Genomic DNA, 19,335 nt, shown 5'->3' with positions numbered 1-19,335 from the left:
CCCGTGCCATCGCCATTCCGATCCATTTCATCGTCTGCGCGCAGCGGCCGTGCCCGCAAGGGTTCGCAAGCCCTCATCGGTCTCACCGCACTCGTCGCGACGCTGCTCACCGCCTGCTCGGACGGTGGCAGCGACGACGATCAGGCCGTCGACGACCGCGATTGCATCGTCGACTTCGACGCCGACACCGACTACTACCCGGAGAAGTTGTCGATCGAATACGCCGACAACTTCGATCTGGACTACCGCGACTCGTACATCGTGGCGACCGTCAACGGGACGAGCCCGGATCAAAAGGACACGTTCGTGTTCACCAAGTGCGGCGCGCCCACACCCGAGCTGACCGAAGACCTCGCAGGCGCCACGGTCATCGACTCCCCCGCGTCCAGCCTGTTCCTCGGGTCGACCACGCAGCTCGCCGCTTTGGCAGAGCTCGATCAACTCGATGTGGTGACCGGTTTCGCCAACAGTGACTACGTCTACGGCGAGGCGGAGACCAAAGCGGTTGCCTCACTGCCGCAGTACGCGCCGACCGGTGAGATCGACCCGGAAATGGTGGTCTCGGCCAAACCGCAGCTGTTGATCACCGACTATCCGACCGATCGATCGCTGGCACAGATCGAAAAGGCCGGGGTGCCGGTGATGATCAACAGCGACTGGCTCGAGGTCGATCCGCTGGGCCGTGCGGAGTGGATCAAACTGTATGCGGCACTGACCAATACCGAAGAAGCCGCCAACCAGTTCTTCGACGGGGTCGCCCAGAATTACAACGACACCAAGGCAAGGGTCGGGGGCTCGACACCGGTGGAGGCCGCGCTCGGACTGCCGTACCAGGGCACCTGGTACATCCCCGGTGGTGGTAGCTACGGCGCGACGCTGATGAAGGCGGCCGGAATCACCTACGCCTGGGCCGACAATCCCTCGACCGGCAGCGTCTCCGAAGACATCGACACCGTGTACTCGCGCGCAGGCACTGCGCCGCTGGCCCTGAGCAGTGAGAGCACCGCGACACTGGCCGATGCCATCGCCACCGATCCACGGATTGCACAGTTCGCGGCCTACCGAGACAACAACGCCTGGTCCGCGTCCGCACAGGTCAACGACGCCGGCGCCAACAACTACTTCGAACTCGGCGCCATCCGGCCGGATCTGACGCTCGCCGACCTGATCGCGATCGCGCACCCCGAACAGATGCCCGACCACACGTTCACCTTCTACAAGAAGCTGAGTTGAGCCGGACCTCCTGGACCATCGCCGGCCTGCTGCTGGCGGTGGTCGCCGCGCTGATCGCGGCGATGTCGGTCGGGTCGACGATCATCCCGATCGGCAACTGTTTTCAGTATCTGTTCACCGGGGATGCCGGCGCCACCGAGTACACCACGCTGCTGCACGAGTTCCGGATGCCGCGGATCGTCACCGCGATCCTGGCCGGTCTGGCGATGGCTCTGGCCGGCCTGCTGATGCAGGCGATCTTCGCCAATCCCCTTGCCGAGCCCTACATTCTCGGTGTCTCGGCAGGCGCGAGCTTCGGTGTCGCGGTGGTGACGCTCGGTGCCGGTGGCGCCTTCCTCACGGTCGCCGATGATCATCAGACCTCGGTGACAGTCGCGGCCGCACTCGGAGCGGCCGCGGTGATGGGCGTGGTTGTGATTCTCTCCCAATGGATCACGTCGTCGTCGTGGCTGCTGATCACCGGCGTCATGTTGGGATCTGTGGTCAGTTCGATCGTGTCGTTCATGCTCGCCTACGCCAGCCCCGGCGACATCCGTGAGTTCGTGATGTGGGGACTGGGATCGTTCTCCGGTGTGCTGTGGGAAGACCTGCAGATCCTGGCCCCGGTGGTGGCCGTCGGCGCCGTCGTCACGATCGCCATGATCCCGGCGTTGAACGCGCTCCTACTCGGCGAGGCCTACGCCAGGACCATGGGCATCCGGATGAACCTGACGCGGGTGGGCGCAGTGGTCGCCACCGCGCTGTTGGCGGGTTCGGTCACCGCCTACTGCGGACCCATCGCATTCATCGGTATCGCGGCGCCACACGTCGCCCGGATCGCGCTCGGCAAGTCCGACCATCGGGTGGTGCTGCCGGTTGCCGCGCTGGTGGGCATCGTCATCGCTCTGATCTGCGCCGCGCTGACCACCATGCCGGGCCGCGACGGCATCCTGCCGATCAACGTGCTGACCGCATTCTTCGGCGCACCGATCGTGGTCCTGGTGCTGATCCGGTCATTGCGATCGGGGGCAACCCGATGACCTCGCTCGAACTGTCGAAGCTGCGGGTCGGATATCGCCGACACCGTTTCGGCGGCGACGACAACCAGATTCTGCAGGCGGCCGACATCACTGCCCAACCGGGTGTGGTGACCGCGGTGATCGGCGCCAACGGCACCGGCAAGTCGACGTTGCTGCGGACCCTCGCCGGACTGCAGCCGGCCCTGGGTGGCACGGCAGACCTGGGCGGCCACCACCTGCTGACGATGAGCCCGGCGTCCCGCGCCCGCGAGGTTGCGGTGGTGCTCACCGACCGCGTCGACGACAGCGGGCTGCTGACCGCCCGCGCCCTCGTCGAACTCGGCCGCACGCCCTATCACTCCTGGATCCCGGGCCGATCGTCACAAGTCGCACCCATCGTCGACGAAGCCCTCGCCCGGATGGGAGCCTCGGCGTTCGCCGAACGCCGGATCGGTGAACTGTCCGACGGCCAACGCCAGCGGGTGCTGATCGCCCGTGCGCTGGCCCAGGAACCACAGCTGCTGATCCTCGACGAACCGAGTTCCTTCCTTGATGTCGCCGCCCGCACCGAATTGCTGTTGGTACTGCGAAAACTGGCCGCCGAGACCGGAATCGTGGTGGTGATGTCGACCCACGACGTCGAGGTTGCACTGCGGATCGTCGGACCGGTCTGGCTTGCCCGCCGCGACGGCAACCTGGTGGCCGCCACCGCCGATCAACTGGTCGAAGACGGCACGATCGCTACCGAATTCGACTCTCCGACAGTCCGTTTCAACAGCGATGCGAGACTCTTCGAACCCCGCGTCTAACCCGAAAGTGTGCCCTTTTGGCGACGCCCACCTGGGGTTTTGTTCGCCAAAAGGGCACAGAATCGGGGTTGGGGGTCAGCCGAAGAAGGCGGCGGCGTCCTCATAGCGGTTCTGGGGGACGAGTTTGAGTTCTTTGACCGCGTCGTCGAGGGGCACGAGCCCGATGTTCTGGCCCTGCAGGCTCACCATCTGCCCGGTGTCGCCGTTGTGCGCGGCGTCGGAGGCGTTGACCCCGAAACGGGTGGCCAGGACCCGGTCGAAGGGGGTCGGCTTGCCGCCGCGTTGCACATGGCCGAGCACCGTTGTCCGGACCTCTTTGTTGATCCGGCGCTCGATCTCCACGGCCAACTGCTGTGCGACCCCGGTGAAACGTTCATGGCCGAACTCGTCTGTGCCACCCTTGACCACCTCGAACGAGTCCCCCTCCCGGGGTTTGGCGCCTTCCGCGACCACACAGATGAAATGCGAGTCACCACGCTGGAATCTGCGCTTCACCAGACGGCAGACCTCTTCGACGTCAAAGGGCTGTTCGGGGATGAGGATCATGTGCGCACCGGACGCGATACCGGAATGCAGCGCGATCCACCCGGCATGACGGCCCATCACCTCGACGAGCATCACCCGCTGGTGCGACTCCGCGGTGCTGTGCAGGCGGTCGATGGCGTCGGTGGCCACGGTCAGTGCGGTATCGAAACCGAAAGTGACGTCGGTGCAATTGATGTCGTTGTCGATGGTTTTCGGGACACCGACCACTGGCACCCCTTCGTTGGACAACCAACTCGCCGCGGTCAGCGTGCCCTCGCCACCGATCGGGATGAGTACGTCGATTCCGTTGTCGTCCAACGTCTGCCGGATCTGATCGAGTCCTGCGCGCAACTTGTCGGGATGGGTTCGGGCGGTACCGAGCATGGTGCCACCCTTGGCCAGCAACCGATCGTTGCGGTCATCGGCGGCCAGATGGATCCGCCGGTCTTCGAGTAGTCCACGCCAGCCGTCGAGAAATCCGACCACCGCCGAACCGTATCGGACCTCGCTGGTTCGGACCACGGCACGGATGACTGCGTTCAATCCCGGGCAGTCGCCGCCACCGGTAAGCACTCCAATGCGCATCAGGTGTCCTGCTCCTCGTCTGACGTTTGTCACAACGGCGGGCGTTCGTCCCGCCGTTGTCAATTGTGCTACCGATCTCCGAGTCTGGCTGAACTACGGTTGCACCACGTCATCCGGGGAGGTCAGCGCACTCCGTTTTCGAAGGCGTAGACAACGGCCTGCGCCCGGTCGCGCAGATGGAGCTTCGAGAGCACGTTGCTGACATGGGTCTTGACCGTCTGTTCCGCGACGAACAGGTGTCCGGCGATCTCGGCATTCGACTTGCCCTCGGCAACCTGCTCGAGCACCTCGCGCTCGCGAGGTGTCAGAGCCGCCAACTCCCCCGGTGCGGCCTTGCGCGGCCGATGTCGGCTGTTCACCTCCGCGATGAGACGGCGCGTGACCGACGGCGCCAACAGTGCCTCACCGGCAGCAACCACCCGTACCGCACGCACCAACTCATCGGCGGGTGCGTCTTTGAGCATGAATCCGGACGCCCCGATCCGCAGTGCCTGGTAGACGTAGTCGTCGATGTCGAATGTGGTGAGCATCAGGATCTTGCTCGGCACCCGCAGCGACCCGGTGAGCAGTTGTTCGGCCGCGGCCAACCCGTCGAGGATCGGCATGCGGACATCCATCAGCACCACATCGGGATGCAACTCGCGGACACCTTTCACCGCAGCCTGACCGTCAGCGGCGTCACCCACCACCGAGATATCGGGCTGCGCGGCCAACAGCGCACCAAAACCCTGACGCACCATTGCCTGATCGTCTGCGATGAACACCGTGATCGACACCCGGCCAACCCTACTTTCACTCGGGGGATCAGGCGGTGGTCGACCCGGGGAGTTCGGGCACACCGACCGCTCGGAGCGGCAGGCGCGCACGGACCACAAACCCACCACCTGGCTGCGGCGCTGCCGACAACACCCCACCGACCGCCTTTGCCCGCTCGATCATCCCCGGAATCCCTTGCCCACCTGACGACTCCAGATTGATCGACTGCCCAGTGGATGCGGTGTTGGCAACCGTGATGTTCAGATCATCACCGAGTACCGACAATTCGACGGTGACCTGGGCACCGACTGCATAACGAGTGGTGTTGGCCAATGACTCCTGCACGATGCGGTAGGCAACCAGCGCACTGGCATCACCGACTTGCTCACCGGTCGACAACGGGTGGTACGTGACATCGACCCCGGCACCGCGGGTCGCCGCGACGATCCCGTCGATCTGTTCGATCCCGGGATTGGGGTTGCGCGCATATGCCTCGGCGCCCGGCGAATCGTCCTCCAGTCGAAGCACTCCCAACATCATCCTCACCTCGTCGAGGGCTTCGCGGGCGACATCGGCGATGGCATCGAACTCTGCTGCCGCCTCCTCCCCCACTCCGTCCACCCGATACTTCGCGGTCTGTGCCTGCACCACCACCACCGACATCCGATGCGCAACAACGTCATGGAGGTCGCGGGCGATGCGGGTTCGTTCGGAAAGCACTGCATTCTTGGACTTTTCGGTGTCTTTCAACACCGTTTGTTGTGCCAGCGCAACCCGCGACCGCACGATGATCCGAATCAGGATGCAGATGACGGCGGCAATGGTCAGCCCTACGACCCAGCCGGCCTGGGCTTCCGGCGGTGTCGCCTGATACATCACAAAGCTGGACACCGCCCAGAAGACCGGCAGCAATCGCAGCGGCGCCCGCAGATACGCCAACACGGTCAGGACCAGGATCTCGATCAGGTGCACCACCGAAATCGTGTGGTTCCAGTCGTTGACCGGATCGATGGTCAGTCCGATGAGCTGCGCCGAGACCACCGAGATTGCCCAACCCAGGGTCGGATTGGACCAGCCGAGCATGATCGGGAACGCGGCAAACGCCGCCACGATCGGCATGACGGCAGGCCGCACATCGTGTGTCTGCGACAGCGTCGGCCAGGCAATCGAATACATGATCAACGCGACCAGCGTGAGGAAGATGTTGATCCGATGCCCCAAGAATCGAGCGACCGCAGGGTCGGCTGCGATCGGCAATTTCTTGACCTCGCCGACCACGTAGTCGGCAGGTGCTGTCCACAGTTTCACCTCTGCCACGCTAGCTCCCCTTTTCTGGTTGGTCCTCATACCTGAGAGTGAGATCGAGACGCCCCCGCCGTAGTGGACGACAGCGCAACTCACCCGGATACGTCGGACGCATACACCCCGCTCGACCGATGTGCCGTAGCGCCTGCGATTTCTAGGTTGATCTCATGCGAGCTGCCGCGAGTCGAATCTTCCTGTCCAGCATGGTGATCAGCACGGTCGTAGCGATGGGTATGTGGCCCGCCGCAGCGAACGCCGCCTCGGCGCCGGTGGGTATGTCGGCAATCGAGATGGCCGAACGTCAGAGCCCGGCCGGAATGGTCGTGACCGCCTTGGCCGGACGCGACCCGCAGCGGGCGATGCAATCGCTGCCGGACGATTACGCGGCGTCGCTCGGTTACCAGCCGCAGATGACGCACGGAGTGCCCAGCAACCCGGACGGGGCATGTTCGTCGCCCATCCCTCTCCCCGAGCGATTCGAAGATCTCTGCAAGGCCCATGACTTCGGTTACGACCTCTTGCGCTACGCACAGCGCCACGGTGAACCGTTGGGCCCCTGGGCACGAAATTCGTTGGACCACATGTTGATCGAGTCGATGCACGACTCCTGCAGCAACCCGGCCTGCCACTGGGCTGCGGACCTGGCACGAATCGGTTTGGCGTTCAACACCTGGCGCCAGCATGCCGGCGCGCCCGTGAGCAAGGAATCATTGTCATCGATCGTGGTGACCTCGGTTCAGCGCGGCGGCGAATCGCTCGCCTCGCTGGTGGGTCTGGCATGAGTACGCGACAGCGCAGAGCACCGAGTTGGCCCCGTCCACTGACCAGCATCGGGGCAATGACCGGTGCTGCACTGGCGCTCGCGCCGGCATCGCTGCCACGCGGGGCGTTGGTGGCAGGACTGGTCCTGGCCGTATTCGGCGGACTGGGCGCGTTGTTCGGCCGAGTCGCGGGCCGACGGCGGCCAGGGAACCTCCGGTCCAGGAGGTATATCGGATGGATCTGCGCCGGACTGTTCACCGGCCTGTTCGGCCACATGATCTGGTGGCAGAACGGATTACGTACACACCTGGAGATGGCTCCCATCGACATCCGGTGGATCCTCGGCACACTGGCTCCGTCGGCGCTGATCGCAGCCGCCTGTCACGCCCGCCCCCGGACGCGGGCGGTCGTCGCCGCACTGGCCGCGGTGGCGGTACTGCCGCTGATACCGTCGCCCGCCGGCGCGGCCGGACCCACCCCCAGTCCGGCGCAGAAGTTCGTCAGCACGGATGCCACCGCATCGTCCCTGCGGATCTACGGTGAACTCGACGACCGTGATGTGCAGGTCCGGGCGACCGAGACCGTACGGCACTGGCAGGAGTCCGGCGGATTGCAGCGGCGGACGGTGGTGATCGCGGTTCCCACCGGATCGGGCTGGGTGGATTCCGACGCGGTCACCGGATTCGAAACCCGCTTCGGCGGTGACGTCAGCGTGATCACGTTGCAGTACAGCGACATTCCGTCGTGGCAGGCTTTTATCTCGTCCCCGCAACCGGCCCGGGACAGTGCCGTGGCGCTGACAGAGGCGGTGGTGTCGGCCGTCGAACAATCCCCGACGGATGAGCGCCCCGAGATCTATCTCTACGGTCAGAGTCTGGGCGCGATCGGTGCCGACGCGGCCCGGCGCCAACTTCTCGATGCCGAACCCGACGCGATCTGCCACACGATTCTCGCGGGCGCACCGGAAGGCTCGGCCACTGTCGCCGCACCCGACACCACGGTGCTGGCCAACAGTTCCGACCCGGTCATCCGATGGTCGCCGCGACTGCTCTGGCAACCGCCGCAGCTACCGACCGATCTGCGTTCCGACATGCCACAGGCACCATGGATACCGATCGCCGGTTTCGTTCAGGCCAGCGTCGACCTCATCGGAGCACTGTCATTCCCGGCCGGATTCGGCCATCAATATGGCACCGAGCAGGGTCTACTGGCGCCAGGGTGCCACCGATAGTGTGCCCTTTTGGCGACCCCCACCTGGGGTTTTGTTCGCCAAAAGGGCACAGGATCGGGTCAGACGATGGGGCCTCGAGCGGCTTCGTAGGCGGCACCGACGCGGTAAAGACGTTCATCGGCCATCGATGGCGCCATGATCTGCAGTCCGACGGGCAGTCCGTCGTCCACCGACAGTCCCGACGGCACCGACATCGCGCAGTTGCCCGCCAGGTTGACCGGCAGGGTGCACAGGTCGAACAGGTACATGGCCAGCGGATCGTCGACCTTCTCGCCGATCGCGAACGCGGTGGTCGGTGTCGTCGGCGAGATGAGTACATCCACCGATTCGTAGGCCTTGGCGAAGTCCCGGGCGATGAGCGTCCGAACCTTCTGTGCCTGGCCGTAATACGCGTCGTAGTAGCCCGACGACAGGGCGTAGGTACCGATCATGATGCGGCGCTTGACCTCAGCACCGAAACCGGCGTCACGGGTCATCGCCATCACCTGGTCGGCGCTGTTGGTGCCGTCGTCGCCGACGCGCAATCCGTATCGCATCGCGTCGAAGCGGGCGAGGTTGCTCGACACCTCCGACGGCAGGATCAGGTAGTACGCACCCAGCGCGTAGGTGAAGTGCGGGCAGGAGACCTCGACGATCTCGGCGCCGCGCTCTTTCAGAGTTGTCACGGCTGCGTTGAACGATTCGAGCACACCCGCCTGGTAGCCATCACCCTGGAGCTCGGTGACGACGCCGATCCGGACACCCGAAAGATCTTCGGCAGCACCGGCTTTGGCAGCGGCAACCATGTCCGCGATGGGCTTGTTGATCGACGTCGAATCGCGGGGGTCGTGGCCGGCGATCACCTGATGCAGCAGAGCGGTGTCCAGAACCGTTCGGGCACATGGCCCACCCTGGTCAAGTGAGGAGGCGCAAGCGACCAACCCATACCGCGACACCGTGCCGTACGTCGGCTTGACGCCGACGGTGCCGGTGACCGAAGCCGGCTGCCGCACCGAACCACCGGTGTCGGTACCGATGGCGAGCGGAGCCTGGAACGACGCCAGCGCAGCAGCACTGCCGCCACCCGAGCCACCGGGAATCTTGGTGGTATCCCACGGATTGCGCGTCACGCCGTAAGCGGAGTTCTCGGTGGACGAACCCATCGCGAACTCGTCCATGTTGGTCTTGCCCAGAATCGGGATGCCTGCCGCGCGCAGCTTCGCGGTGACGGTGGCGTCGTACGGCGAAACCCAGCCTTCGAGGATCTTCGAGCCGCACGTCGTCGGGGCGTCAGTCGTGGTGAACACGTCCTTGAGCGCCAGCGGAACTCCGGCCAGCGGAGAGGCCGGGGCCTGACCTGCGGCGACGGCCTTGTCGACCTCTGCCGCGGTCGCCAGCGCCTGCTCGGCACCGACGTGGAGGAAGGCGTTCAGCTCACCGTCGACCGCCTCGATCCGATCGAGGTGGGCCTGGGTGACCTCGACCGCGGACAGCTCACCGGCGTGAATCTTGGCGGCGAGGTCGGCAGCGGACTGTCCGGTGATGGCACCGGACTCTCTGGTGGGGGCGCTCACGCTTCTTCTCCGAGGATCTGGGGGACGGCGAACCGCTGTTGCTCCACTGCGGGCGCACCGGACAGGGCTTCATCGGGGGTCAACCCGGGCACGACAACATCCGGACGCAGCACATTGGCCAGGTCGGCGGGATGTGCAGTGCCGGGGACGTCAGCAGCGGCGACCTCGGAGATGTTCGCGACGTGCGACAGGATCGAATCGAGCTGACCAGCGTAGTGGTCGAGTTCGTCGTCGGTCAGCGCCAGCCGGGACAGCCGGGCCAGATGCGCTACTTCATCACGCGAGATGGCAGACACGCAGATGCACCCTTTCTTGTCGGTGTGGGCAGCTCACGAACTGTGGGCCGAACCCTTCGGCCAGAGTAGTCGGCCGCCGACCGACGGCAGGCATGGCCGTCCGGTCCCTCCACCGACGATCACACGCCTGCGTTCTGAGGCCACCCGCCACAACGCGATTCAGTTAGGGTTGCGCATGATCATCGTCACATCCAATGACATCCCGGGTTACCGGGTCGCCCACACGATCGGCGAGTGTTTCGGCCTGACAGTTCGTTCACGCCACCTCGGATCGAACATCGGCGCCGGGTTCAAGTCGATGGTGGGCGGAGAACTCAAGGGCATCACCCAATTGCTGCACGACTGCAGGCAAGAGGCACTGTCACGCCTGGCCACCGAAGCTCAAAATCGGGGAGCCAATGCCGTGGTGGCCTTCCGATTCGAGACCACCGAGTACGCAGGCACCGGCATCGAGGTCTGCGCATACGGCACCGCAGTCGTCGTCGAACCGCTCGCCGGGAATCCCCCTCAGAGCTGACCACCTCGTATCACGCGGTCCTGGATCTCCGCTGAGCGGCGCCTGAACAGCGCCGGACCAGCTCCGGTGGGACAATGACCGGCGTGTCCTACCTGTTGCGCGTCTACCTGCAAGATCGTCCCGGCTCACTCGGTCTACTGGCCGTGTCACTCGGTTCCGTCGGCGCCGACATCCTCTCGTTGGACGTCGTCGAGCGCGGTGAGGGCTACGCGGTCGACGACATCGTGGTCGAGGTCCCCCGCGGTGCACTGCCCGACACGTTGATCACGGCGGCGGAGAAGGTGGACGGGGTCCGCGTCGACTCGATCCGGCCCTACACCGGTCTGCTCGAAACCCATCGCGAACTCGAACTGGTCAACGACATCGCCCGCGCAGGCCGCGATCGTCTGCAGGTGCTGGTCGATTCCGCACCCCGAGTTCTCCGGGTCGACTGGGCGACCATCATCACCACAGGCGGTGGCGGCGGCGCAATCCAGTTGTTCGGCAGCTCGAGTGCTCCCGAGACCCAGCTGACCGATGCCAGCTGGCTGCCCATCGCCGAGACCGCCGAGCTCAATCCCGAAGCGCCCTGGGTCCCCCAGTCATGGCGCGACATGGACATCCGGCTGGCCGCCGCTCCGATCGGTACGCCCGGCAAGGCGCTGTTGCTCGGACGACCAGGTGGCCCGGACTTCCGGCCGTCCGAGATCGCCCGCATCGGCTACCTGGCGAAAATCGTCACCACCGTGCTCTCGCAGAGCTGACGGCGAGCGCCGGGGCGTGTCCCCCGTCAGGCGTATCCGGGTACAAACGTGAGGTTCACCCGCTGTTCGGCCGCTTGTGCGCGGAACAGCTTCATGGCACGGGACATATGAAAGTCGTTGGTGACGATGACGGCGCCGGTGGCGCCGAGACCCTTGAGCATCGCAACCACCCGGATCGCGTTGTCGTTGGTACTCATGGCTGTGTGTTCGTCGATGACCAGCCAGGGCGCAATGCCGCGTTCGACGAGTTCACGATGCATGAAGGTGGCCTCGGATATCGGCACCACCCCAGTGTTTCCACCGGTGACGATGATCCTGTTGAACGGATTCACGTATGACAGCGCTGCAGCTCGGTCCAGGCGCTGCACGAGTATCGGAGGCGGGGTTCCTCGAGCCTCGATGCGTGCACCGAGAACCACGATGTAACGGCCGATCGGATCGCCCGCGAGAAACGCGTCGGGCGAGGCTTCCGGCTCCGCGTGGACAACCGGCGGCGCGATGGCCGGAGGCACCAGAAGCGCGCCGGTCAGCGCCGTCACGGTCGCGGCCACAACCACGAACCCTTTTTGTAACGATTTCATACACTTCACCGTCCTGGAATGTCTTTGTTGTCTTTTCGTGCCTCCATCGCAACATTCGTGGGGTGTTTGTGTTCAGCAATTGACATGATCAGTATCAAATTATTTCGGCTTGGCCGCGCCGGTCATCCGGAGCAGCCACCCGGTGCACTTCACGACCGATCGGGGGGTGACTCGTGTTCGGCGCCGCGCGGTCCGATGTGCAGCATCACCCGCCGGGTCGACACCGCGGTCACCGCCACCCGCTCAGGAGCATCGTCGGGCAGGGACGCCGCCCACCGCCCGTAGCGTCCCGCCAGCGGGAACGCACTGAGGCCGTGCGCCAGGATCGAGAACACCACCGTCAGCGAGGCGACCTCGATCAGGTGATCGGAGACCGCGGACGTCCCCAGTTCCTGCGCCGCGATCATCACGAAGATCACCGTCGCCAGGCCCCGCGGACCAAACCATCCGACGAACAGGATCGTCTGCCATCCCCACCGGCCGCGGGCCATCGCGATGGCCACCGGAACCATCCGAACCACCGTCAACGCACCGACCGCGACCACCACGGTCCGCACGGTGGCATGCTCGAGCGCCGTCCCGACCATGGTGGCGCCGAACGCCATCCACACCACATAAGACGCCAACAACCCCATCGTCTCGGTGAACTCGGACCGCACGCGCAGCGACGGCGGCGTCGCGAATCCGAAGAGCATCCCGCCCACGAACGCCGCGACAAACCCGTTGCCGTCGATCTCGGTCGCGGCGAGATAACACAGCAGCGCCATCATCAGGACGGCTACCTGCTCCGACAACGGCGATGTCCACCCGCGGCCGCGACACCAGCGCAGCACCCAGCCGCCACCACCGCCGACGACAATCGCGACCACCACGGCAACCGACATCGCCCAAGCGGCATCCAGGACCCAATCGAGAGAACCGAGCTTTTCGGCCTCCGACGCGACCACCGTGATCAGCACCATCACCACCGGCGTGGCCATGCCGTCGTTGAGTCCACTTTCGACATTCAGCATCCGGCGTATCCGGGCGGGGATCCGGGTGTCGCTGACCACCACGGCACCGAGCGCGGCGTCGGTCGGGGCGAGGAGTGCGGCGATCAGGGCGGCCACCACCCATCCACGATCGGGGAACATCCAGAATGCGAGCAGGGTGCCCGCGAGCAGAGTGAGCGGCAACCCGATCAGCAGCAACCGGGTCGGCGGTCCCGAATCGCCCTCGACGTCACGCAACCGCAAGTGCGATGCATCCGAGAAGAGCAGCAGGGCAAGGGTCAACTCGGCGACCGTCAGCAACCAGTGGCCGCCCGGATCCACCCGCACGAGCCCGAGACCGGAGGCCCCGATCAGCACCCCGATCGCCACGAACACCATCGGCGCACTCACCCGCGCCCGATCCAGTCGCGCCGACACGATCGAGTAGACGAACACCGAACCAACGAGCACCAACGGAACCGCCGAATGGATGGTCTCCTGATGGTCGCTCATGACTGCGCGCCCCGGCACCACACGACAGCCGCTCGCCGATCACACACCGAGCCGCGGATATCGATCGCCAAACCCCCGAATCGGTTGGTATGCCCTGACGCCCAGAACGCGCCCGACTACCAGCATCGGCAGCAGTGGCGCCGCGCGCATCACCCGAAACGGGTGACCACCAGCCGCGATTTCCTCGCCAACATCGAACGTTGCGGGCCTGGTGTCCGCCCAGAATCGATTGATGATCGAACGCCCGCCCTGACCGCCGTCGACTGCCCGCCCTGACTGCCGAACGCGCGCGAGAGGTTGTCCCCTACTCGCTCGACATCGTGTAGACCGGCGCCTCCGTCAACAACGGATGAGCGAGTCCGAAAGCGGTCTCCGGATGCAGTTGAATCTTCGAAATCATCGGCATGCGTAGCCCCTGATGCAGTCCGCTCGGAGCAAAGGCGCTACCGGTGTACGACACTGCGCCACCTGCCCAGAGCGGGATTCCGGCGAGCACGGCGCCGACCGGCTGGTGGTAATGACCGGAGACGATCATTCGCACATCCGAGTCGCGAACAAGATCGCCAAGCTGTTCCCGATCGTCGGGATCGAGGATGTAGTCCTCGAGATACGGCGAAGTGGCCGGCATCGGCGGGTGATGGATGATCAGCACCGTACCGTCGGCAGCCTTGGTGCTCAACGTTTCTGCCAGCCATTCGAACTGGTGGGGACGGATCTCCCCGTGTCCGGCGCCCAGCACGTTGCTGTCCAATCCGATCACTCGCAGATCCCGGACGTGCGTGGTGAAGTCGAGTGTTCCCTGAGCAGAAACCGGCGTTCCCAGCTCTTCGGCGAACAGGGTGGGATCATCATGATTGCCGGACAGGTAAATCGCGGGTACACCCAAGTCCGCACTCAGATCACCGATGAGGGACGAGAGTCGTTGGTAGGCTTCGCGTCCGCCCCCATCCACCAGATCGCCGGTCAGTAGGATCGCGTCGAACGTGGTGTCAGCGGCGCGGATCGCTTCGCAGGCAAGTTCGAGGTGGGCCTGCGTGTCGAGCCCTTCGAGCAATTCGCCCGAAGCGACCAGATGGGTGTCGCTGATCTGAACCAATTCGTAGCAATTGTCGTATGCCATTACAGAATTCCATTCAGTGTCGGTGTGTTGCGAACGGTGTTGCAGAGATCCTCCAGGCTGGAGACGACCAGATCCGCTCCGGCGGCGGACAACGATTCCGCATCAGCGGTTCCGGTACTCACGGCCACGACCCGGGCACCGTTCCGTCGAGCCGCCTCGACGTCGAGTACGGTGTCGCCGATCAAGAGCACGTCAGCAGGGTCGACGCGCCGACCCAGTCGACGTTCCGCGTTGGCGATGGCAATGGGAACCAAGTCAGGTCGTTTCATCGTGTCCTTGCCAAAGGCTCCCTGCTGGAGGTCGAGTCCGTCGAGCAGTCCGTACGCCGCCAATTTGATTTCGGCCACTTCGATCTGATTTCCGGTGAGTGCTGATTGATATATGTGCGAGTAGCGCGAAAAGTCCTCGATCGCCGACTTGGCGCCGGGCAATGCGCGGCCTCGTTGCACCAGCAACGCACGGCGTTCCCGCAGGAGTTCGACCTCTCGGGCCAACGCCCGCGGCAACAGTTGGTCGGCCTCGGATTCGGGGACGTCGAACTGTTGCAGTATCGAGCGCAGCAACCCTCGGATGGTGCTTCCCTCGATGACCTTCGCGTCGGCGATGGGCCGGCCCACTATTTCGGAACACAGTTCGAACCAGACCTCGCGGTCGACGCCCGCTACGTCAAGCAGCGTACGGTCGAGGTCCCACAGGATCAGCGTCTCCCGGCCGCCCTGCGCCTCTAGTGTGGCAGTAATGATGAAACCCTTTCGTCAGCAACAGAATTGACTGTGATCGATCCGGGAACAGGCACGAGTCCGATCCAGTCGGTGACAGCAATCGATGACGGCAACTCCACTGTCAGCGCAGTGTCGGAGAGACCGATCCGGCCGTGCACCCGCACGAGATCCCCGAGGTACTCACTCTGGACAACGCGCAGCGGCAAGCCGGCCCCGGGCTCGGTGCAATGAGCGAAACTGCGTGTCCGGAGGACGAGTTCGCAGTTCTGACCGGCGACCAGGCCGCTGGAGGCAATCTGGTCGACGGGGATCTCCCAACCACCGTTGACCGCTATTGTCCGGTTCGCCGTGACGCTGCCGCTCACCAGTGCGGCGCGCCCGAGGAAGGCCGCGACGAATGCATTGGCCGGCTGCTGCCAGAGTTCTCGTGCCGTGGCGCACTGCTCCATTCGGCCATCGCGCATGACTGCGATGCGATCAGCGAGGGCCAGCGCTTCTTGCTGATCGTGTGTGACCAGGATCGTCGCGCGCCCCGAAGCACGCAGGATCGTGGCAAGTTCGAGGCGCAATTCATCGCGAAGTTGCGGGTCCAGCGCGGCGAGGGGTTCGTCGAGAAGTAGCACTCGAGGATCGGTGGCGAGGGCTCGCGCCAGTGCAACCCGTTGGCGCTGACCGCCGGACAGCTGCCGCGGGGACCGCTCGGCCAACTCCGAGACACGGGCCAACCTCAGGGCCTCGGCGACGGCAGCGACGCGTTCGTCCTTGGAGACGCGCCGCGCGCTGAGTCCATAGCCGACGTTGGCAGCCACACTCATGTGCGGAAACAATCCGTAACTCTGTGGAACCCAGCCGATTCGACGGCCTTCCGGACGGGTTCCGGTGGCATCGGTACCGTCGAGCGACAACGTACCGCCGTCCAGTGGCTCCAGTCCGGCAATCATTCGCAGAGTGGTGGACTTGCCGCAGCCCGAGGGTCCGACCAACGCCAGTACCTCTCCGGAGGAGACATCGAAGCTCACGCCGCTGACTGCGTCTCGATCCGATTTGGGATAGCGCCGGACCAGCGCGGTGGCCTCGACGGCGGGTACCGAGGCTTCGGATCCTTCTGTCCTTGAGGTCATTTCGATCTCCTAACCGTCAGTGTGCCGAGAATGTGAAGGGCGATCGCCATCGGAATCACCGCAGCGCAGTACCAGAGCGTCAACGCCGCACCAGCGGAGGTTTGGCCGTAGACGAAGGAGCTGAACAGCACGACCGGCAGTGTCTGCTGTGCTGGATTGACGAGGAAGTACGTCAGGTTGAACTCACCAAAACTCAATGTGAGCACCATCAGCGCCGCCGCCAGCAACGACGGCCGGATGTGCGGCAGCGTCACGGTACGCAGTCGGCGTAGCACCCCTGCCCCCAGCGTCGCCGCGGTCTGTTCGAGCTCACGCAGGTCTGGGTCCCGTAGGACCGGGGTGAGGGCGGCGACCAGGAAAGGCATCGTGACGACCACGTGACCGCAGATCAGCAACCACCCCGACCGCTGCATCTGGGGATACATGGCGCTCAGGGCCAACCCGACCGCAATTCCGGGAACGGCCAACGGGAGACTTGTCACCCATCTGACGATCCCGATGCCGGGGAGCCGACTGCGGGCAAAGAGCAGCGCCAGCGGAATCCCGAGTGGTATGCCGATCACCAGCGTGTAGAGCGCCACCTGCAGGCTGATCGACAGTGCCGGAACGAATGTCGTCAGCGCCTCGTCGACCCACTTGGTGGTGAGACCCCCGCTGAGCGGACCGTTGTTCCAATTGTCGGTGAATGCGACGAGAACGGTTACCACGATCGGCAAGATCGAGAAGACGACGCAGAACCAGGCGGCGGAGCCGGTGACCCAACGGCGCCGGGAACGCTGCGCTCGGCGTGGAGCCGGTCGGGGTGATCGGCGATCGGATCGAGTAGTCGAACCTACGGGGTCGACCGGCGCCGTCAGAGTTGTACGCATACTCATCTTGCACGCTCCGATTTCGCGATGAGACGCTCGCCCACAGTGTTGAGGAGCGTGAAGACGAGGGCGACTGCCGCCAGCGTGATGGACATCGCGCCGGCCAACGCAGTGTTCTGCAGAGCTGTTCCCTGCTCCGCGATTTCCAGCGGCAAGACCCGGAAACCCTCGGAGAGCGCGGCCACGGTTCCGTAGGCGCCCAGCGAACTTGCGACCGCAAGCCCGGCCGCGGACAGGATGGCAGGCCACAACGCAGGCAAGACCACCGTTGCGAATATCCGCACCGGGGACGCACCCAGGGTGCGGGCGACCGCACTCAGATCTGCATCGAGGCCGCTGGCCGCACCGCGGAGAATGCCCAGGGTACGAGGCAGCTGAAAGTAGAGATAAGCAATCAGCAGACCGGGCATCGAGTAGGCGATGACCAGCATCGGCTGTCCGGTCAACGCGGTCCCGGCGGCCTGCGCCAACCCGGCGCGGCCGAACAGCACGATGACGAAGAATCCGATCACAAGCCCGGGTAGCGAGAGCGGGAAGGTCAGGATCGCGTCGAAGCCCGCCGCCCGGCCACTGGTGAGTCGGGCCAGATGAAGCGCGGCCGGAAGGGCGACGATCAGGGTGACCACGGTGGAGGCGATCGCAAGCCACAGTGAATTGATCAGGGCGGTACGGTAATTCGCCACCGTGAAGATCTCTGTGTAGTACTGCCAGGTGAATCCCCCACCGGATCCCGTGACGCTTCGGACCAGGAAAGATGTGAGTGGAGCCACCATGAACAACACCAGGAAGGCGACTGCGGGAATCGAACACACCATCACGCCGAGGCCGCGCGGGACGCGCGGCCTCGGCCGGCCGGTGCGTTTGGTGCTCGGGCCGGTCATGAGCATGGTCAGCCCGAGATTGCAGCGGTGTAATCGGCGACGAAATCAGCCTGTGCCGCAGCGAGTTCGGTCATGTCAAGCGACTGCGCCGCGTCGTACGCCTCACTCGGAGCGATCTTCGCCGCGATGTCGGCAGGCATTTCACCGCGAACGGGATGCACGTAGAACTCAGCGAAGAGCTTCTGCCCCTCATCCGAGAACTGGAAGTCGATCCACTTCTTCGCGCCGTCCGGATTCGGCCCGTTCTTGACCAGGCTCAAAGCGTAGGCGACCTTGACGGTTCCGTCGGAGGGAAGGACGACCTCGATGTCGGCATTCTGGTTGTACTTCTGTGCGTAGCCGTTGAAGTCAGCGTCGACGAGGATCGGATACTCACCCGAAGCTGCCTTGCTGGGCGTGGTGTTGACAGGCGCCTGACCACCGTTCGCCTTCAACTTCGCGAAGTAGTCGAGGGCCGGGGACCAGTCGGTCATCGACCCGCCGCGAGCAAGATTGACCGCCGCCGCCGTGTAGTACCCGATCGCCGCCTTTGCCGGATCGGCGTAGAACACCATGTCCTTGTACTCGGGCTTGAGCAGATCGTCCCAACTCTGCGGCACGGGAAGCCCGCCGAGCGCCTTCTTGTTGACCAGGAACGACACCACGCCGTAGTGCGCGACGTTCCATGAACCATCGGCGGCCTTCAAATCGTTCGAGATCTCGTCGGCCCCGGCCGGCACATAGGGTTCCAAGAGACCCTGCTGATCAGCAGAGACACCGAAGGTTGGTCCCCAGTAGGCCACATCGGCCTGCGGATGGTCCTTCTGCTCTGCCAGTGCGGAGAGAGTCTGCCCGCTGTTCTTGACATCGGCGGGAACGGTGATGTCCGTCTGCTCGGCGAATGCCGCTCGGACGTCCTTGTAATTCGCCCACTCGTCCGGACTGTTGTACTGGACCACCGTGCCTGCGGCTGCATCGCTGCCACCGCCTCCCACCGCACTGGAACATCCAGCGGTCGACATCATGGCGATAACTGCAAGCGCCCCAGCATATTTCACTACTTTTGAACGTGAACGAACGAGACCGCGCATTGCGGATGCCACTCCTCTTTTAGGGGATGAATTGGGCCTTGAGCAGACCAGCGAGAGGCGGACACCGTGGTCCGCAGTCCCAGTATGTCGCACGAAAATGGGTAGTTTTCACCAAATCATGAAGATTTAACCATTAGTTACGCTAACGGACTTCGGGCGTCTGGCTACCGGACT

Annotated in this window: 20 protein-coding genes; 7 read left to right on the top strand and 13 right to left on the bottom strand. The window is 64.5% G+C overall.

Annotated elements, in window-relative coordinates:
- Positions 1–3 precede the first annotated feature (3 nt).
- Genes AC56PL_RS05150 through AC56PL_RS05140 form a run of 3 tightly spaced genes read left to right on the top strand, consistent with a single transcriptional unit; the run spans position 4 to position 3,040 of the window.
- On the top strand, positions 4–1,233 hold the full coding sequence (locus AC56PL_RS05150) for an ABC transporter substrate-binding protein (RefSeq protein ID WP_497153172.1): 1,230 nt from the start codon (positions 4–6) through the stop codon (positions 1,231–1,233).
- Positions 1,230–2,252, top strand: a complete 1,023-nt coding sequence (locus tag AC56PL_RS05145) for an iron chelate uptake ABC transporter family permease subunit (RefSeq protein WP_495515303.1) — start codon at positions 1,230–1,232, stop codon at positions 2,250–2,252. The genes AC56PL_RS05150 and AC56PL_RS05145 overlap by 4 nt, the downstream gene beginning before the upstream one ends.
- Positions 2,249–3,040 carry an ATP-binding cassette domain-containing protein gene (locus AC56PL_RS05140; RefSeq protein WP_495515302.1) on the top strand — a complete coding sequence of 264 codons (792 nt, stop codon included), beginning with the start codon at positions 2,249–2,251 and terminating at the stop codon, positions 3,038–3,040. The genes AC56PL_RS05145 and AC56PL_RS05140 overlap by 4 nt, the downstream gene beginning before the upstream one ends.
- 75 nt (positions 3,041–3,115) lie before the next feature.
- Here AC56PL_RS05140 and AC56PL_RS05135 read toward each other — a convergent pair whose 3' ends face one another.
- The 3 genes from AC56PL_RS05135 to AC56PL_RS05125 form a co-directional block, all read right to left on the bottom strand.
- Entirely contained in the window at positions 3,116–4,150 is a 1,035-nt protein-coding gene (locus AC56PL_RS05135) for an ATP-dependent 6-phosphofructokinase (protein WP_495515301.1), read from the bottom strand.
- A gap of 122 nt (positions 4,151–4,272) precedes the next feature.
- Positions 4,273–4,926 (bottom strand): response regulator, encoded by a 654-nt coding sequence (locus AC56PL_RS05130; protein WP_495515300.1) that lies wholly within the window; start codon positions 4,924–4,926, stop codon positions 4,273–4,275.
- A gap of 28 nt (positions 4,927–4,954) precedes the next feature.
- Entirely contained in the window at positions 4,955–6,223 is a 1,269-nt protein-coding gene (locus AC56PL_RS05125; protein ID WP_497153171.1) for a sensor histidine kinase, read from the bottom strand.
- Positions 6,224–6,378: 155 nt separating this feature from the next.
- On the opposite strand from AC56PL_RS05125, the gene AC56PL_RS05120 reads away from it, so the two are divergent.
- The gene (locus tag AC56PL_RS05120) at positions 6,379–6,993 is read left to right on the top strand and encodes a hypothetical protein (RefSeq protein WP_497153170.1); all 615 of its coding nucleotides are present in this window, start codon (positions 6,379–6,381) and stop codon (positions 6,991–6,993) included.
- Between the two features lie 56 nt (positions 6,994–7,049).
- Positions 7,050–8,204, top strand: a complete 1,155-nt coding sequence (locus tag AC56PL_RS05115; RefSeq protein ID WP_497153169.1) for an alpha/beta-hydrolase family protein — start codon at positions 7,050–7,052, stop codon at positions 8,202–8,204.
- A 59-nt stretch (positions 8,205–8,263) separates the two neighbouring features.
- Here the strand turns inward: AC56PL_RS05115 and gatA are convergent, their stop codons facing one another.
- Together gatA and gatC are read right to left on the bottom strand one after the other, a co-directional pair.
- Positions 8,264–9,757, bottom strand: a complete 1,494-nt coding sequence (gene gatA / locus AC56PL_RS05110; protein ID WP_495515296.1) for an Asp-tRNA(Asn)/Glu-tRNA(Gln) amidotransferase subunit GatA — start codon at positions 9,755–9,757, stop codon at positions 8,264–8,266.
- Complete coding sequence (gene gatC, locus AC56PL_RS05105; protein ID WP_495515295.1) at positions 9,754–10,053, bottom strand: Asp-tRNA(Asn)/Glu-tRNA(Gln) amidotransferase subunit GatC; 300 nt, start codon at positions 10,051–10,053, stop codon at positions 9,754–9,756. Before gatC ends, gatA begins: the two co-directional genes overlap by 4 nt.
- Positions 10,054–10,228: 175 nt before the next feature.
- On the opposite strand from gatC, the gene AC56PL_RS05100 reads away from it, so the two are divergent.
- Positions 10,229–10,570 (top strand): heavy metal-binding domain-containing protein, encoded by a 342-nt coding sequence (locus AC56PL_RS05100; protein ID WP_495515294.1) that lies wholly within the window; start codon positions 10,229–10,231, stop codon positions 10,568–10,570.
- 74 nt (positions 10,571–10,644) lie between these two features.
- Positions 10,645–11,313 carry an ACT domain-containing protein gene (locus AC56PL_RS05095; RefSeq protein ID WP_495515293.1) on the top strand — a complete coding sequence of 223 codons (669 nt, stop codon included), beginning with the start codon at positions 10,645–10,647 and terminating at the stop codon, positions 11,311–11,313.
- A gap of 26 nt (positions 11,314–11,339) precedes the next feature.
- Here the strand turns inward: AC56PL_RS05095 and AC56PL_RS05090 are convergent, their stop codons facing one another.
- The 8 genes from AC56PL_RS05090 to AC56PL_RS05055 all read right to left on the bottom strand — a co-directional run bounded on the left by AC56PL_RS05090 (position 11,340) and on the right by AC56PL_RS05055 (position 19,095).
- On the bottom strand, positions 11,340–11,894 hold the full coding sequence (locus AC56PL_RS05090; RefSeq protein ID WP_497153168.1) for a YdcF family protein: 555 nt from the start codon (positions 11,892–11,894) through the stop codon (positions 11,340–11,342).
- Positions 11,895–12,043: 149 nt separating this feature from the next.
- Positions 12,044–13,378: a cation:proton antiporter domain-containing protein gene (locus tag AC56PL_RS05085; RefSeq protein ID WP_495515291.1), complete on the bottom strand. Its 1,335-nt coding sequence runs from the start codon at positions 13,376–13,378 to the stop codon at positions 12,044–12,046.
- A gap of 304 nt (positions 13,379–13,682) precedes the next feature.
- Entirely contained in the window at positions 13,683–14,498 is an 816-nt protein-coding gene (locus AC56PL_RS05080) for a metallophosphoesterase (RefSeq protein WP_497153167.1), read from the bottom strand.
- Positions 14,498–15,193: an HAD hydrolase-like protein gene (locus tag AC56PL_RS05075; protein ID WP_495516048.1), complete on the bottom strand. Its 696-nt coding sequence runs from the start codon at positions 15,191–15,193 to the stop codon at positions 14,498–14,500. Before AC56PL_RS05075 ends, AC56PL_RS05080 begins: the two co-directional genes overlap by 1 nt.
- A 29-nt stretch (positions 15,194–15,222) precedes the next feature.
- The gene (locus tag AC56PL_RS05070; RefSeq protein WP_495515289.1) at positions 15,223–16,341 is read right to left on the bottom strand and encodes an ATP-binding cassette domain-containing protein; all 1,119 of its coding nucleotides are present in this window, start codon (positions 16,339–16,341) and stop codon (positions 15,223–15,225) included.
- Positions 16,338–17,048, bottom strand: a complete 711-nt coding sequence (locus AC56PL_RS05065) for an ABC transporter permease subunit (RefSeq protein ID WP_495515288.1) — start codon at positions 17,046–17,048, stop codon at positions 16,338–16,340. The genes AC56PL_RS05070 and AC56PL_RS05065 overlap by 4 nt, the downstream gene beginning before the upstream one ends.
- A 164-nt stretch (positions 17,049–17,212) precedes the next feature.
- Complete coding sequence (locus tag AC56PL_RS05060) at positions 17,213–18,091, bottom strand: ABC transporter permease subunit (protein ID WP_495515287.1); 879 nt, start codon at positions 18,089–18,091, stop codon at positions 17,213–17,215.
- Positions 18,092–18,099: 8 nt separating this feature from the next.
- Entirely contained in the window at positions 18,100–19,095 is a 996-nt protein-coding gene (locus tag AC56PL_RS05055) for an extracellular solute-binding protein (RefSeq protein WP_495515286.1), read from the bottom strand.
- Positions 19,096–19,335 lie beyond the last annotated feature (240 nt).

The sequence above is a fragment of the Williamsia sp. Y721 genome, assembly GCF_059683565.1.
The sequence above is the reverse complement of the archived record's forward strand: the minus strand, read 5'-3'. Positions and strand labels throughout refer to the sequence as shown.

Coding starts and splice junctions, on each gene's coding strand:
- AC56PL_RS05090 (WP_497153168.1), bottom strand. CDS start 11,894: ATGAAATCGTTACAAAAAGGGTTCGTGGTTGTGGCCGCGACCGTGACG.
- AC56PL_RS05140 (WP_495515302.1), top strand. CDS start 2,249: ATGACCTCGCTCGAACTGTCGAAGCTGCGGGTCGGATATCGCCGACAC.
- AC56PL_RS05120 (WP_497153170.1), top strand. CDS start 6,379: ATGCGAGCTGCCGCGAGTCGAATCTTCCTGTCCAGCATGGTGATCAGC.
- AC56PL_RS05100 (WP_495515294.1), top strand. CDS start 10,229: ATGATCATCGTCACATCCAATGACATCCCGGGTTACCGGGTCGCCCAC.
- AC56PL_RS05060 (WP_495515287.1), bottom strand. CDS start 18,091: ATGACCGGCCCGAGCACCAAACGCACCGGCCGGCCGAGGCCGCGCGTC.
- AC56PL_RS05085 (WP_495515291.1), bottom strand. CDS start 13,378: ATGAGCGACCATCAGGAGACCATCCATTCGGCGGTTCCGTTGGTGCTC.
- AC56PL_RS05080 (WP_497153167.1), bottom strand. CDS start 14,498: ATGGCATACGACAATTGCTACGAATTGGTTCAGATCAGCGACACCCAT.
- AC56PL_RS05115 (WP_497153169.1), top strand. CDS start 7,050: ATGACCGGTGCTGCACTGGCGCTCGCGCCGGCATCGCTGCCACGCGGG.
- AC56PL_RS05070 (WP_495515289.1), bottom strand. CDS start 16,341: ATGACCTCAAGGACAGAAGGATCCGAAGCCTCGGTACCCGCCGTCGAG.
- AC56PL_RS05135 (WP_495515301.1), bottom strand. CDS start 4,150: ATGCGCATTGGAGTGCTTACCGGTGGCGGCGACTGCCCGGGATTGAAC.
- AC56PL_RS05055 (WP_495515286.1), bottom strand. CDS start 19,095: ATGATGTCGACCGCTGGATGTTCCAGTGCGGTGGGAGGCGGTGGCAGC.
- AC56PL_RS05095 (WP_495515293.1), top strand. CDS start 10,645: ATGACCGGCGTGTCCTACCTGTTGCGCGTCTACCTGCAAGATCGTCCC.